The organism is Roseibium hamelinense, from assembly GCF_007830545.1.
Classification (GTDB): Bacteria; Pseudomonadota; Alphaproteobacteria; order Rhizobiales; family Stappiaceae; genus Roseibium; species Roseibium hamelinense.
In genome coordinates, this window is record NZ_VLLF01000001.1 from 338,786 (window position 1) to 353,587 (window position 14,802).

10 protein-coding genes are annotated in these 14,802 nt (G+C 58.7%); 5 read left to right on the plus strand and 5 right to left on the minus strand.

Going from position 1 to position 14,802, the window contains the following annotated elements; genetic code table 11:
- Positions 1-12 precede the first annotated feature (12 nt).
- On the minus strand, positions 13-1,365 hold the full coding sequence (locus tag JM93_RS01645) for a M48 family metalloprotease (RefSeq protein WP_244300737.1): 1,353 nt from the start codon (positions 1,363-1,365) through the stop codon (positions 13-15).
- Positions 1,366-1,610: 245 nt separating this feature from the next.
- On the opposite strand from JM93_RS01645, the gene JM93_RS01650 reads away from it, so the two are divergent.
- Both JM93_RS01650 and JM93_RS01655 read left to right on the plus strand, forming a co-directional pair.
- Positions 1,611-2,774 (plus strand): pyridoxal phosphate-dependent aminotransferase, encoded by a 1,164-nt coding sequence (locus JM93_RS01650; RefSeq protein ID WP_145340328.1) that lies wholly within the window; start codon positions 1,611-1,613, stop codon positions 2,772-2,774.
- Between the two features lie 126 nt (positions 2,775-2,900).
- On the plus strand, positions 2,901-3,707 hold the full coding sequence (locus JM93_RS01655) for a hypothetical protein (protein ID WP_145340329.1): 807 nt from the start codon (positions 2,901-2,903) through the stop codon (positions 3,705-3,707).
- Between the two features lie 71 nt (positions 3,708-3,778).
- Here the strand turns inward: JM93_RS01655 and JM93_RS01660 are convergent, their stop codons facing one another.
- Complete coding sequence (locus tag JM93_RS01660; protein ID WP_145340330.1) at positions 3,779-6,568, minus strand: ribonuclease E/G; 2,790 nt, start codon at positions 6,566-6,568, stop codon at positions 3,779-3,781.
- 660 nt (positions 6,569-7,228) lie between these two features.
- Here JM93_RS01660 and JM93_RS01665 point away from each other — a divergent pair.
- From JM93_RS01665 to prfB, 3 genes are all read left to right on the plus strand, one after another.
- A complete protein-coding gene (locus tag JM93_RS01665; protein ID WP_145340331.1) occupies positions 7,229-8,548 on the plus strand; it encodes an N-acetylmuramoyl-L-alanine amidase in 1,320 nt (439 codons plus the stop codon).
- 204 nt (positions 8,549-8,752) lie between these two features.
- Positions 8,753-11,206, plus strand: a complete 2,454-nt coding sequence (locus JM93_RS01670) for a penicillin-binding protein 1A (protein ID WP_145340332.1) — start codon at positions 8,753-8,755, stop codon at positions 11,204-11,206.
- Between the two features lie 127 nt (positions 11,207-11,333).
- Positions 11,334-12,465, plus strand: a protein-coding gene (gene prfB / locus JM93_RS01675) for a peptide chain release factor 2 (RefSeq protein WP_145340333.1) whose coding sequence is annotated in 2 segments (ribosomal slippage) — positions 11,334-11,402 and positions 11,404-12,465 — 1,131 coding nt in all. Because the reading frame shifts where the segments join, the coding sequence is not laid out codon by codon here.
- A gap of 72 nt (positions 12,466-12,537) precedes the next feature.
- Here the strand turns inward: prfB and JM93_RS01680 are convergent.
- The 3 genes from JM93_RS01680 to JM93_RS01690 form a co-directional block, all read right to left on the minus strand.
- Positions 12,538-13,200 carry a M23 family metallopeptidase gene (locus JM93_RS01680; RefSeq protein WP_145340334.1) on the minus strand — a complete coding sequence of 221 codons (663 nt, stop codon included), beginning with the start codon at positions 13,198-13,200 and terminating at the stop codon, positions 12,538-12,540.
- 26 nt (positions 13,201-13,226) lie between these two features.
- Complete coding sequence (locus JM93_RS01685) at positions 13,227-13,886, minus strand: hypothetical protein (protein ID WP_145340335.1); 660 nt, start codon at positions 13,884-13,886, stop codon at positions 13,227-13,229.
- A 76-nt stretch (positions 13,887-13,962) separates the two neighbouring features.
- Positions 13,963-14,799, minus strand: a complete 837-nt coding sequence (locus JM93_RS01690) for a ferritin-like domain-containing protein (RefSeq protein WP_145340336.1) — start codon at positions 14,797-14,799, stop codon at positions 13,963-13,965.
- Positions 14,800-14,802 lie beyond the last annotated feature (3 nt).

Below are 14,802 nucleotides of genomic sequence, written 5' to 3' on the forward strand. Positions count from 1 at the left end.
CAGGGGGCAATGTCAACGGCCCCGATCCAATTGCGGTGGTTGATACGACACAATATCATCGGCCTGAAGCCATGACGGTGAGCCGCGCTTCAAATTCTGTTGAGCGCGTGCGGCATAGCGTTTTGCTCCTGCAAAATCGCCCCGCACCATAAGGCCTTTTGCAGTGGCCAAATCGGCCTCGGCGCGCTCGCCTTGGCGGGAGTGGGCAATGGCAAGCTGGCTATAGGCCACGCCTGAGTTCGGGTCACGCTGAATGGCCTGTTTGAGAACGCGTTCGGCTTCTGGCAGGTTGGCCGGATTGTTTGCGCCGACCAGGGCATATCCCAGCCAAACCATGAACTGCGGTTCATTTGGTTTGATCGAAAGCGCCCGGCGAAACGGCGCAATGGCCGCTTTCGGGTTTCCGCCCTCCAGAAGCGCCTGGCCCTTGAGTTCATGGAAATAGGCATTGTTTGGATGTTGCCGGATCAATTTGTCAATGTCCGGCACAGCGCCCTTGCCGCGGCTTTTCATGGCTGCAATCGCGCGGGCGTATTGCGCAGGCAAGCTCTTGTCCGAGCGTGGGTATGCCCGTGCAACGGCCTTGGGGTGACTGGTGTAAGCGCGCAGTTTCGCCCGCACCATATCGTGTCTGTACTGAAAGACCGGATCTTCCGCCTTATTGAAAAATTTGCTTTTTTGGGCCTCGTTCTCCAGCGCTGAAAAACGCTCGCGGGCCATCGGGTGGCTCTGGGCATAAGGGTCTGCATAGCGTGAACTGAACAATTGCTGCTCGGCCATCCGCTCGAAAGTCTTCAGCATGCCCCGTGCGCTCTGGCCGGTTGCTTCGAGATATTTCAACGCAGCTCGGTCCGCCGCCGATTCCTCGCCGCGCTGATAGGCCAGCAAGGAACGCTGTCCGATCGACCCTGCGCCGAGTGTGGCGGCCACGCCGCCCTGGGTCACACCGCCGGAACCGGCTGCGGCGCCCGCGGCCACAGCCCCAGCGCCCAACAACATGCCGATGACCGACATAACGGCGGCGTTTGAAGCGGCTGCGCGAACGCGCACAAGATGGCGGCCTGCGATGTGCCCGCTTTCGTGGGCGATCACTCCGATGACCTCGCCGGGTGTTTCTGCTTCCATCAAAACACCGACATTGATGAACATCCGCCGGGAATCTGGAACAAAGGCATTGAAGGCTTTGTCGTTGACGAGAATGATCTGCGGCTCGCTGCTTGCTATGCCGGCCGCCCGGAAGATCGGTTTGGCGTAGTCGCGCAGCAGTTCTTCCGTTTCCGCATCGCGGACCAGCGAGATTTTGCCGCGCTGCGCGGATGCCGGGGCAGGGGCCAGCGGCACAAGAAGTGCTGCCGCCAGCAGCATCGAGAGGCCCTTCCGAAGCAGCCCATGTGGCCGGTTCTGTTTATGAGACGTAAGAAAACCTGTCATATCGCTCGGATCGGTGTTTTTTGTTTTCCTCGGGCGGTCAATACCGGCCCGGTCCAGTTGCGCAAGACCGTAGGTTCGCGGTTGAAACGGGTCAAGCACAGGGCGGATTACTTTTCTGCCAGCATCCTGTAAGTACCAAGACTTCTTACCCGAATTTGCATGTCGATTTGGAGCGCTTTATGACCGGTCACCGCCTTTTTCCATCCAAACGAAGCGATGTCGCGCCGTTTTTGGCCATGGACGTTTTGGCGCGGGCAGCCGAATTGGAGAAACAAGGCCGTCGGATCATTCACATGGAAGTTGGCCAGCCAGCGGCTCCGGCGCCAAAAGCGGCCCGCGCCGCAGCAGCTGCGGCTCTGGTTGACGGCAAGCTCGGATATACCGAAGCGCGCGGCATTTCTGCGTTGCGCCACCGGCTGGTCACCCACTATCACGATACCTATGGGGTTCGTGTGCCGGAAAACCGGGTAATGGCGACAACCGGTTCTTCAGCCGGTTTCAATCTCGCGTTTCTGGCCGCGTTCGATCCGGGCGACCGGATCGTTCTAACTGCTCCCGGCTACCCGGCGTATCGCAACATCATCAAGGCGCTCGGGCTTGTTCCGGTCGAGGTCGAAGTGAGCGCCGAGACCCGGTGGAGCCTGACACCGGAGTTGATCCGGAAGGCCGAAAAGGAGGGGCCGGTCGCGGGTGTGCTGGTTGCAAGTCCGGCCAATCCGACCGGAACCATGATGACGCCTGAGGCGCTGGCGGAGCTGGTCACTTTCTGCGAATCCAACGGCATCTGGTTCATATCGGACGAGATCTATCACGGCCTGGTGTTTTCCGGGACCCAGGCAACGGCGCTTTCGACGTCGCACAACGCGATTATCATCAACAGCTTTTCAAAATACTATTGTATGACCGGATGGCGGATTGGCTGGATGGTGCTGCCGGAGTGCCTCGTTCGCCCGGCGGAACGCATAGCGCAAAGCCTCTATATTTCACCGCCCGAAATCTCGCAGATTGCGGCGGCGGCGGCGCTCGACGCCCATGAGGAACTGGATCTGGTGCGCGCGGGATATGCTGAAAACCGGGCATTTTTGCTGGAGGCCTTGCCACAGATCGGCTTTGATGACCTTCTGCCGGTTGATGGCGCTTTCTACATCTACGCAAACACCAGCCGGTTTGCGCCCGTAAGCCTTGATTTTACCCAGCGGATGCTTGAAGAAGCCGGTGTTGCGGCAACGCCAGGCGCCGATTTTGATCCGGTGCATGGCGCTGAATACACCCGGTTTTCTTTCGCCGGCAGTTTGGCGGACATGCAAGAGGCTGTTGAGCGCCTGAAGGCCTGGTTAGGTTAGCCTCACCAGACTTTCTGGCCGGGCCATCGCGGCCACGCGGTCCGTCCGGGCCTATCCCGGTCTTTTCACGGGTCGGGCAGCACAAACGTCCCTTCTGGCAGATCTATCTGTTTTGGAGGGAGATACATGCCGCCACTAATCAAACACAGTTGCTTATGCGCATTGGCGTTCGCAGGGGCAATCGGCTCGACGAACGTTCTGGCAAATGGTGCCGTCATCATGACGTCTGCGATCTGCCAGGACCCGCGGGATGCAATCGACACGCTTTGGGTGTCGCGGCGTTATGGCGCAAACGACGTCTACTTCATGACAGATTTTGGCAATGTCCTGGCAATGGACAGTGCCCAAGCACTCGATGGCTTTGAAAACCTATATGTGGTGTCGCATGGCAACGCGGATGAGATCGGAGATATCGCAAAAGCGGATTTTGCAGGGTTTCTTCATGCCGCCCATCCATCAACACCCGCGACTGTTTATTTCGACAGCTGCAGCGCAGCCGTGGGAAACAACACGGTCCTTAAACTAACAAATGGACAGTATGGCGGAGAGGTGAAGGCGCTTTATGGCCCAAGAGGAGATTGCCAGCTCGTCGGAAACAACAATCCCGATGTTGCCAGCGCAGAGAACCGGTATGACGTGCAGCTTCTTCCGGGGAACCAGTCGGCAGCTGTAATCGGTAACATCATGAAGATCTGGGAAGAAGCAGAGTACGTCGATAGCGGCATGACATGGCAAGCAGCGTGCGAAACCTACACCGCTCAGCCGGATATGGCCTCACTCAATACGTTCCGTCTCGCTGTCCAGGACAAGTTTTTGAACGCATCGATCTATCCTGAAGGTGAAAGCCACAACTACGGGCTTCTCATTCAATGGAACACAGGCGGGACGAATTTCTTCCAATGCGGACAGGCAAATGGTGTCGATTGCCCCTAGATCGGTTCAGCCGGATATAAAGAAACGGCGGCTCATGGGCCGCCGTTTCCTGTCAGTTTGCCGAGCGCCTTTCAGAAGAATGACCGGCGTTGCCACCATCCTCCGCGCTTCGGTTTCTTCTCGTCTTCCGTTTCCGAGCTTGTCTCACTGGTGACCGTTGGTTCCTTCGGAGCTGACGGTTTGACCTCTTCAGGCTCTGCGTCGCTGTTGTCTGAAGGAGCCGAATCGGGCTCCGGTCCGGCTTTTGTGTCATCGTCAGCGGGCCCGGCGTGATCGGCCGCCCCGTTCAGCTGCGGCGCCGGGCTGGTGTCTACCTGAGATGCGCCAGCTTCTTCCGAACCAATCACCGCTCCGGTGTCTGCGGAAGCTTCTGCAGGTGGCTCTGCGGGGGTGTCTAAAAGGCTGTCGCTGTGATCAGATCCGTTCGAGGCTGCGGCAGCTTCGGACGGTGCATCTGCGCCGGTCTCGGCCGCAACTTCTTTGCTATCCTCAGCCGGCTTTTGTTGCCCGCCGTCCTGCGCATCGGTTTCGCCTGATGCGGTCTGGCCGCCATTTTCCTCGTGATCGAAGTCGCCGTTTTCGTTGCGCCGGCCACGTCTGCCGCCACGCCGGCCGCGGCGGCGCTTGCGGCGGCGGTCATCGTCGCCATCGGCGGTCTCACGCTTTTCGGTCGCATCGTCGCTATCGTCATCGCCGCTGTCGCCGTCATCGTCTGCGGTTGCGTTATCGGAACGGGCGCTGGCCTCCGGACGGTCGTCCTGATTGCCACCCCGCCGCCGTTTCCTGCGGCGCCGGCGCTTGCGATCCCGATCTTCGGACTGATCGTCGGACGCTTCCTGTTCGCCTTCGGCCTCCACATCCGGTTCAGGCTCGTCTTCAATCTCGATCGTGTGCGGTTGAATGATCGGAGCCTGCGGCTGCGGGTTTTCCTCCCGGTCGATTGGCGAGGTCCGCTCAAGCACATAGAGCTGCCCGTTGACCATATCGTCGGCCTGGACCTCGACCTCAACCGCGAACCGGGTTTCAAGATCGAACAGGTTCGACCGCTTCTGGTTGAGAATGTAAAGCGCGACCGTCGTGGTGGTCCTAATTAGCAGATTGTGCGAGGCGCCTTTGAGAAGGTTGTCTTCCAGAGACCGCAGCACATGCAAAGCGACTGATTCCACCGAGCGGATCATGCCAGTTCCGCTGCAATGCGGGCAGGGGGTTGTCGAACTCTCCAAAACTCCCGTGCGCAGCCGCTGACGTGACATTTCCAATAGGCCGAAATGCGAAATCCGTCCGACTTGAATGCGAGCCCGGTCGTTCTTGAGACAGTCTTTGAGTTTGCGCTCAACCAGCCGGTTGTTCTTGTTTTCCTCCATGTCGATGAAATCGATCACGACTAGGCCGGCAAGGTCGCGCAAGCGCAGCTGGCGGGTGACTTCCTCAGCCGCCTCAAGGTTTGTTTGAAGAGCTGTGTCTTCGATATTGTGTTCGCGCGTCGACTTGCCCGAGTTCACGTCAATCGAAACAAGGGCCTCGGTCTGGTTGATGACGATATAGCCACCCGACTTCAACGTGACCTGAGGCGAGAACATGGCATCCAGCTGAGGCTCCACGCCATAGCGGATGAACAAAGGTGAGGGGTCGCGGTACGGTTGCACGTTCTTGGCATGGCTCGGCATGAGCATGCGCATAAAGTCCTTGGCCTCGCGGTAGCCCTCGTCACCGGCGACCGAAACCTCGTCAATATCCTTGTTGTAGAGATCGCGGATCGATCTCTTGATCAAGCTGCCTTCCTCGTAAACAAGGCTTGGCGCGCTCGATTTCAATGTCAGCTCGCGCACATTCTCCCAAAGGCGCATCAGATACTCAAAATCGCGCTTGATTTCCGCTTTGGTCCGGCTTGCGCCCGCTGTGCGCAGGATTACGCCCATGCCTTCCGGCACATCCAGCTCGGAGGCGATTTTCTTTAAGCGCTTGCGGTCTGTCGGCTGAGTGATCTTGCGGGAAATACCGCCGCCCCGCGCGGTGTTCGGCATCAAGACCGAATACCGGCCGGCCAAAGACAGATAGGTTGTCAAAGCGGCGCCTTTGTTGCCGCGCTCTTCCTTGACGACCTGGACCAGAATCACCTGGCGCCGCTTGATGACTTCCTGGATCTTGTATTGTTTGCGCGGGGGCTGGCGCCGTTCGGGCAATTCCTCAAGCGCATCTTCTGCACCGACGGATTCGACCTGATCGTCGCTATCGGCCTCCTCATCGGAATCGGCTTCAGCGTCCGCCTCGTCCTTTTTGCGGCGGCTGCGGCTGCGGCGCGGTTTCGCGTCTACAGCATCGTCCGCCTCACTGCTCTCCAGATTTTGCTCTTCCGCGCTATTTTCAGTCGCTTCCGCACCGTCTTCGTCTGGACCACCAACAGAAGCGTCATCGGAATCACCGGCGCTGTCACTGACGGCAGCCGTGTCGTCGTTTTCGGCGTCGGGTGCCTCTTCGCTTACAACATCTTCCGGAGTTTCATTTTTCGCAGCACGTGTGCGCCGGCGCCTTTTCGGCTTTTCCTCGGCTTCAGGTTCGCTGTCCTGCGCAGCCTGCGAAGCTTCAGCTTCCAAAAGCGCCTGACGATCCGCCATCGGGATTTGATAATAATCAGGGTGGATCTCGCTGAACGCGAGGAATCCGTGGCGGTTTCCGCCGTATTCCACAAAAGCCGCCTGCAGCGACGGTTCAACCCGGGTAACTTTAGCTAGATAGATGTTTCCGCGTAACTGCTTCCGGTTTGCTGCTTCAAAATCGAATTCCTCAACCCGATTTCCACGTACGACGACGACCCGGGTCTCTTCCGGGTGGGCCGCGTCGATCAGCATTTTGTTTGCCATTGGTATAGTTCTCCACGGCAGTGGACCCGGTCGCGCTTAAGTCGCGCCGTCCGCCCGAGGCGTCTCCTGCTGCCGTTCTGGTTTCAAAGAAGAGTGGATTGGAACCTGTTGTTTGCGGAGCCCTGCGAACACCATATGCGGCCGCCGAAACGGGGCCTGCCAATATGTTGTTCGTCATTTGCATCACGCGGTTCCTTTGGTGAGCCCGTCGGGCTCGAAATTCTTAAGCCGTTGTCTGTTCAGGACGGGAAGCAACAAAAACTTTGAACGCCCGCACTGTCTTGCGGATGTGCCCAATCCCGGAACATGTCGTCTGAGGACCGATAAAGCGCGTTCAAAAAACGCGAATCAGACCGGCGGGACCGGGCTCTGCCTGCTGCCGAGTTCTGTAGCCGTTTATGAAGGGTGCCAAGAGTGCGCCGCGGGCGTGGCCTCAATTGTTGGCCCGAACGCGCCCCAAGTCCCTCGATGACATGTGGAAACCTTCCCAACTGCGTCATCGCGACAGGTATCGATAGCAGACCGAAATCCGTAAGGTACTATTACGTTTCTATCAGGCTGTTGGCAAGCTATGTGAAACACCCAATTCAATTTAACCTTTCCGCACTTTCTGCTATGCGGGGACATGTGGCGGTTAAATTCGGGGCCTCGAAGGGCGGTATGGCGGACGGATTCGGCAAAACATACGATTTTTTCAGCGGATTTTTGAAGAGCCAGCCATCCAGCCTGGCGCGCTGGTTTTCGGTCGTTTTCACGTTTTTGGCCGTGGCGCCCATTTTGCAGACCGGTCTTGCGGGCCAAGCACAAGCGCAGCAGCCGAACCCGGTCGTGAGCGGCGCACGGGTCGCTGGCGACGAGGTGCGAACCCGGTTCGTGCTCGACCTTGATCGGCAGATTACACCGGTCATTTCCGCACTGGCTGATCCCTACCGGTTGATCATCGATTTGCCGGAGGTTGATTTCCGTTTGCCCGAAGATGCTGGCCGGGACGGTCGGGGGCTCGTGACCGATTGGCGCTATGGCCTGTTTGCAACCGGAAAATCACGCATCGTGCTGGATATTTCGGAACCCGTTGCAATCGACAAGACCTTTGTTCTTCCCGCCGTAGATGATCAGCCGGCAAGGTTTGTGATTGATCTTGTTAAAAGCACGCGTGAGACATTTGTCGCCTTCGCCGCGTCCTCGCGGGAAAAGCTCCGGTCCGGCCAAACCGTGTCGAGCGCGAAGGGAGACCGGCTGGGCAATGACGGGGACAGGCCCTTGATTGTACTCGATCCGGGGCATGGCGGTATTGATTCGGGTGCGCGCGGTATTGGTGGAACGCTTGAAAAGGCCGTTGTTCTGGATTTTTCCAGCATGTTGAAGCGCAAGCTGGAGGCTACCGGCCGGTACGAGGTCCATCTCACCCGCGAAACCGACACGTTCATTTCGCTGAGTGAGCGGGTGGATATTGGGCACCGGCTGGCCGCTGATCTGTTCATCTCGATTCATGCGGATTCGGTCCGCCGTTTCCGCAAACAAGTGCGCGGCGCGACCGTCTACACGCTCTCGGACCGGGCATCGGACGATTTGGCTGAGGAATTGGCGGAACGCGAGAATATGTCGGACGTGATCGCCGGTGTTGAGCTTGAAGCTGAGCCCACTGACGTCACTGACATCCTGCTTGATCTCGCGCGGCGTGAAACGCGCAATTTCTCGGTTTATTTCGCGCGCACTCTGGTCACCGAGTTGAAAAGCGCCGTGCGGTTGATCAACAATCCGCACCGGTCTGCCGGCTTCCGGGTCCTCAAGGCAGCGGATGTGCCTTCCGTCCTGGTGGAACTTGGATATCTGTCGAACGAACATGACGAGAAACTGCTGATTTCGGAGGAATGGCGCGAGCGCATGGCCAACGCCATGGTGGACGCGATCGATAACTTCTTCCGTCCGCGCTTGGCGCAGGATCAGACGGAACGGGGCGATGCACCGGTCCGAAATTAGGGGCACGGCAAGAATTTTGATCCATTCTTGGCAATGAGTTGCGGGTTTGGAGTTTGCCTCAGCATCGCCATATTGGTGATGGTACTACGCGAAATTGCCTCAACCCGTTGCAGGCATGGATTTTAAACAGTGATGAGTGCTCTTCCGCTGCGAATGTGGTAGGAGTCGGCGCGGTCAAACGTCGGGGAAAGACGAGCCCGGATTATGAAGTTTCTTGTGAAGTTTTTTGGCTACCTGTTCGGCATTGGGGCGGCGCTCGGGCTCCTGGTGGCCGCCGGTGTGTGGATGTATCTTGACCATGTGAGTGAAGATCTTCCCGATTACACCGCGCTGAAAAACTACGAACCCCCGGTCATGACACGGGTCCATGCTGCGGATGGCAAGCTGATGGCCGAATATGCCACGCAGCGCCGCATGTTCCTGCCGATCCAGGCGATACCTGACAGTCTGAAGGAAGCTTACATCTCCGCAGAGGACAAGAATTTCTTCAGCCATATCGGAATCGATCCCGAGGGCATCGCCCGCGCTGTGGTCCGCTACGTGCAAAATCTCGGCTCAGGGCGCCGTCCGGAGGGAGCGTCGACCATCACACAGCAGGTCGCGAAGAACTTCCTCCTGACAAACGAAGTGTCCATCGAGCGCAAGATCAAGGAAGCGATCCTGTCGCTGCGCATTGAGCAAGCCTATTCCAAGGACGAGATCCTCGAGCTCTATCTGAACGAAATTTACCTGGGTCTCGGCGCCTACGGAGTGGCCGCGGCTTCGCTGGTGTATTTCGATAAGTCGGTTCACGAGCTGACACTGGAAGAAGCCGCTTACCTGGCCGCGCTGCCGAAAGCGCCAAACAACTATCATCCGTTCCGCCAGACCGAGCGGGCCGTGGGCCGCCGGAACTGGGTCATCGACCGCATGGTCGAAAATGGGTATGTCAGCTTTGAAGAGGGTGAGGAAGCCAAGGCCAAACCTTTGAAAGTTACACCGCGGGACCGGGGAACCAAGATCTACTCGGCTGAGTACTTCACCGAGGAAGTCCGCCGCGAAGTGGCGGACATCTTTGGCGAAAAGCGCCTTTACGAGGGTGGCTTGTCTGTGCGTTCCACCCTTGATCCTGAAATGCAGGAACTTGCGCGCGAATCTTTGATGAAAGGCCTGATCGATTTCGATCGCAAGCGCGGCAAGTGGCGCGGGCCGGTGGGCACCATTGAGGCCGGCGCCGATTGGGGCGTGCCTCTCGGCAAGATTGAAGCGCTTGGCGATATCCCCGAATGGCAACTGGCTGTTGTTCTCGAGGCCGGTCAGAACCAGGCAACCGTTGGCATCCAGCCCGGCAAGCTGGTCAATGGCAGGCTGTCAGACGAGCGCAAGTCCGGACCGCTGTTCCTCGATACGATGAAATGGGCACGGGTGAATGGCCGTGCGCCGAGTGCGGTGACCGATGTGCTCAAGCCCGGCGATGTCGTTTATGTGCAGGAGAGCAATGTTGCTCCAGGTGCCTATGAGCTTCGCCAGATCCCTGAGGTCTCTGGTGCGCTGGTCGCCATGGATCCCTACACGGGACGTGTTCTGGCCCTGGTCGGTGGCTTCAGTTTTGATCAGAGCGAGTTCAACCGGGCAACACAGGCCTACCGTCAGCCCGGGTCTTCGTTTAAGCCTTTCCTGTATGCCGCTGCGCTCGACAACGGCTACACACCATCGTCGGTGATCATGGATGCGCCGGTCGAGATCAGTCAGGGGCCGGGCCTTGCCACATGGCGGCCGCAAAACTACGGCGGCAAGTTTTATGGTCCGTCGACGCTGCGCACCGGGATTGAGCGCTCGCGAAACGTAATGACCGTGCGCCTTGCGCAGGACATGGGCATGCCGCTGGTGGCCGAGTACGCGAAACGTTTCGGTATCTACGACAATATGTTGCCGGTTCTCTCCATGTCGCTCGGCGCAGGGGAGACGACTGTGATGCGCATGACTGCCGCCTTCGCGACAATTGCAAATGGCGGCCGGAAAATCCGCCCGACCCTGATCGACCGGATTCAGGATCGGTATGGCCGCACGATCTTTAAGCATGACAGCCGGATCTGCGACGGCTGTACCCAAGACGCGTGGCAGGGGCAGGAAGAACCGACCTTGATCGATGACCGCGAGCAAGTGCTCGATCCGATGACCGCTTACCAGATCACTTCGATGATGGAAGGTGTTGTCCAGCGCGGCACCGCGACATCCGTGCGCGCGGTCGGCCGTCCGGTTGCCGGCAAGACCGGCACGACAAATGATGAAAAGGACGCCTGGTTTGTCGGTTTCTCGCCGGACCTCGCGGTCGGGGTGTTTGTCGGTTACGACAACCCGCGTCCCATGGGCCGGGGAGCGACCGGCGGGCAGGTTGCTGCGCCGATCTTCACCGACTTCATGAAAAAGGCGCTGGCCGAGCGGCCGCCGGTGGAATTCCGTGTTCCAAAAGGTCTTCAGCTGATCCCGATCAACAAGAACACCGGCCTGCGCACCGCCGCTGGCTCACCGGGAACGATTCTGGAGGCCTTCAAGCCGGGCATGGCTCCGCCTGACAGCTACTCTGTGATCGGGTTCCAGGATGAGATGGGCGTTCCGCGCACCGTGTCGCCTGAAGCGGGCCAGGCGGTGCTGTCCGGAACCGGCGGTCTTTATTGATCAACCGGATTGCGTACGGCATGACTTGAGCTTTTCCGGCTCTGCCACTAATGTCCGCCCCCGATTAAACGGGCCCGGTACCTGTGACAGGTGCCGGGCGCTTTTTCCAAAACAAGCGAGGTATCCGATGCGCGCCGAAATGGAAGCCATCGTCGATGAAATCAAGCAGGCCATAAGCCTGCTGAGGAGGCATCTTTGACTGGGATCAGGCTCTGGTCCGTCTGGATGAACTAAACGCGGCTTCGGAAGATCCAGAGCTGTGGAACGACCCCGCACAAGCCCAAAAGCTCATGCGCGAACGTCAGCAGCTTGACGACGGAATCAACGGTCTCAAGTCCCTGCAGCAGGATCTTGCCGATAATATCGAGCTCATTGAGCTTGGCGAGATGGAAGGTGATGACGGTGTTGTAAAAGACGCCGAAGACGCCTTGCGCGGGCTCCAGGACCGGGTCAACCAGCTTCAGCTGCAGTCGCTTCTGTCCGGAGAGGCCGATGCAAATGACACCTATCTGGAGATTAATTCCGGAGCCGGCGGCACGGAAAGCCAGGACTGGGCGTCGATGCTGCTGCGGATGTACCGCCGCTGGGCTGAAAAGCGCGGGTTCAAGGTGGAAGTCCTGGAATACAATGATGGTGAAGAGGCCGGTATCAAGTCGGCGACCTTGTTGATCAAGGGCGAAAATGCCTATGGATGGCTGAAAACCGAGTCCGGCGTGCACCGGCTGGTGCGCATTTCACCCTATGACAGCAATGCGCGCCGTCATACCAGCTTTTCCAGCGCCTGGGTTTATCCCGTTATCGATGATTCGATCGAGATCGACATCAACGAAAGCGATTGCCGGATCGACACCTACCGTGCGTCCGGCGCGGGCGGGCAGCACGTGAACACCACCGATTCGGCAGTTCGGATTACCCACCAGCCGACCGGCATTGTCGTGCAGTGCCAGTCCGAGCGCTCACAGCACAAGAACCGGGCAACCGCCTGGTCGATGCTGAAGGCGCGGCTTTATGAGGCCGAGCTGAAGAAACGGGAAGAGGCGGCAAACGCTGAAGCGGCGTCCAAGACCGATATTGGCTGGGGCCATCAGATCCGGTCCTACGTTCTGCAGCCTTATCAGCTGGTCAAAGACCTGCGCACCGGGGTTGAGAGCACATCACCGGGCGACGTGCTCGACGGTGATCTCGACAAGTTCATGGAAGCCTCTCTGGCCCAGCGCGTGTTCGGTGGCGGCCCGGTTGAGGTCGAAGACGTCGAATAGTCCGGCCAGGGCCTGGAGGAAAAAAACGGCGCCGTTTGGCGCCGTTTTTGTGCCGGATAAACCATGCTTTTCCTAAAATGACAGGATGGGTGTGAGCTCGGCGCCAGCTTTTACGAATGCGGCCGGATCAAGTGGCTTACCGTGGTGACGGACCTCAAAATGAAGATGCGGCCCGGTTGACCGTCCGGTTGAGCCGACATTGCCGATCACGTCGCCGGACAGTACGTGTGTGCCTTCCGCCACCTGAAGCCTGCTTAGATGCGCATAACGGGTGACGAATCCGTTTGTGTGCCGGATCTCGACCATCTTTCCATATCCGCCTTTCCAGCCAGCATGGATGACTGTCCCGGGACCGGCCGAATAAATACGGCTGCCGTAGGTCGCCCGGAAATCCATGCCGGTGTGCATGGCAAGGCTTTTCAAGAACGGATCAACCCGCGGTCCGAAATGGCTGGAAATGGAAGCCTCTTTCATCGGGCGGGTAATTGGCAGGCGGCGCGCTGCATATTTCAGGTCTTCAAGTGCGGACAGGGCGCGATCCGCGCGGAACACGCGTGCTTCAAAGGACTGGCCCGTGATAGATACAAACGGACCACCCGCACCGGTGACCAACGGGGCATCGATGGTCTTGTCGAGAGAAATGCCCAGCGGTTTTGTCGCGTTGAGAACGGTTTCGATCTTGCTTTCCGCCGCAACCGCCAGTGCATCGAGAACCGCGGTGCTTTCGCGGTTCATGGTATAGAGCTGGTCTTCAACGCTCTTCAGGGCTGCCTGGCGGTCAGAGTTTTTTTTTGAGCCGCTGGGGTGCTGGCAGTAGCCTCGGGTGCGGAGCCTGCCGAACCGCGTAGGCCAAGGGCCGCAAAGGGATCGTCCAGGGGTTCGCTTTCGCCGCCGATTGCAAGAAGTGCATCCGCTTCGCTGGTGCCGGCAAACGCATTGGCAGCGAGGGCCGGCTTTTGGGTGGGCACCGGATTTTTGATCGCAAGACGGATACCGCTGCGTTCTGCCCGCGACATCAAATCGGCGACAATGCCATGGCGTGTGCTGAGATCGTTTTGACGCTGCATCAGGTTTGCGACCTGCTGCTCGACGCTCTCCCGGTCCACCATCCGCCGGCTGTTGAGCCGCTCTATTTCTGCGCGCAGCCGGTCAATCCGGTCCTGGTAGAGCGTTTCGATTTGCGTGCGGTCATTGGCTGCGGAGGCAAGCATGTCATCCCGCAACACCCAATAGGCGGTGGAGGCGATAACGCCGGCTGCCAACACGCCGGCAATCCCTAACGCAGCGAATGCATGTTTGAGCGGCACATGGCGCGGCAGTGTCCATGTTTCGGTGCGACCCTCGGGGCGCCGATTCTTCGGCGCCTGTCCGGCCAACTGGCCTTGGGTGGTGTGTTTCTTCATCATGGTCGCGAACGTCACTCGCTTACTGCAAGGTCAAACTCTGACCGTGATTAGAAACGGTTAAGGTTAATAAATCCTATTTGAATTGAATCGATTAGCCGATCAAGGGCGCAAGAGGCTTGTAAAAACCGGGGGTTAATCCGGCTTCGGACCGTGCCCGGTCGTTGAATGGCGGTTTTAAATTGCCACGGAAGTGTTTGCGCACATACGTGTGAAACGAGGATTCCGGCCGCTGTCCGATTCTGTCGCACCAGTAGCGGAACCATTTGGCACCGAAGGCGACATGGTTTTTTTCATCGCGGTAGATCACATCAAGTACCTTGGCGGTGTCCTCATCGCCGATGGCACGTGCTTTTTCGATCATCGGCGGGGTGATGTCGAGGCCGCGGGCTTCTAGAACGAGCGGAATGATGGCAAGCCGAGCCGCGAGATCATGTCCGGTGTCCTGAGCCGCCTGCCACAACCCGTCATGGGCAGGCATGTCGCCATAGGCGGCCCCAAGCTTTGCCAGCCTGTCCTCCAGCATGGCAAAATGCTTTGCCTCCTCCAACCCGACACGGACCCAGTCATCATAGTAGGAGCGGGGCAGCTTGATGTGCGCAAACCGGCCAATCAGGTCCCAGGTGAGATCGACAGCATTCAGCTCAATATGAGCCAGCGAATGGATGAGGGCGATCTTGCTTCCGTCGCCGCCGAGCTTGCGTTTCGGCATATCACGCGGTGCCAGCAGAACGGGCTGGTCCGGCCGGCCGGGACGATCCGGCATCGCGCCGTCCCGTGTCGGCGTTCCAAGCGCCAGATCCCTTTGGAACCATGCTTTTGAAACGGCATATGCCAGCCGGACTTTCTCATCGGTCTGACTGGCGGAGACGATCGCGCGTGCCCCGGCAACAAGTGTTGCCGGAACAGGTTTGGTGTGAGTTTGAGGCATAAG

Coding starts and splice junctions, on each gene's coding strand:
- JM93_RS01690 (WP_145340336.1), bottom strand. CDS start 14,799: ATGCCTCAAACTCACACCAAACCTGTTCCGGCAACACTTGTTGCCGGG.
- JM93_RS01665 (WP_145340331.1), top strand. CDS start 7,229: ATGGCGGACGGATTCGGCAAAACATACGATTTTTTCAGCGGATTTTTG.
- JM93_RS01670 (WP_145340332.1), top strand. CDS start 8,753: ATGAAGTTTCTTGTGAAGTTTTTTGGCTACCTGTTCGGCATTGGGGCG.
- JM93_RS01655 (WP_145340329.1), top strand. CDS start 2,901: ATGCCGCCACTAATCAAACACAGTTGCTTATGCGCATTGGCGTTCGCA.
- JM93_RS01650 (WP_145340328.1), top strand. CDS start 1,611: ATGACCGGTCACCGCCTTTTTCCATCCAAACGAAGCGATGTCGCGCCG.
- JM93_RS01680 (WP_145340334.1), bottom strand. CDS start 13,200: ATGAACCGCGAAAGCACCGCGGTTCTCGATGCACTGGCGGTTGCGGCG.
- JM93_RS01645 (WP_244300737.1), bottom strand. CDS start 1,365: ATGCTGCTGGCGGCAGCACTTCTTGTGCCGCTGGCCCCTGCCCCGGCA.
- JM93_RS01660 (WP_145340330.1), bottom strand. CDS start 6,568: ATGGCAAACAAAATGCTGATCGACGCGGCCCACCCGGAAGAGACCCGG.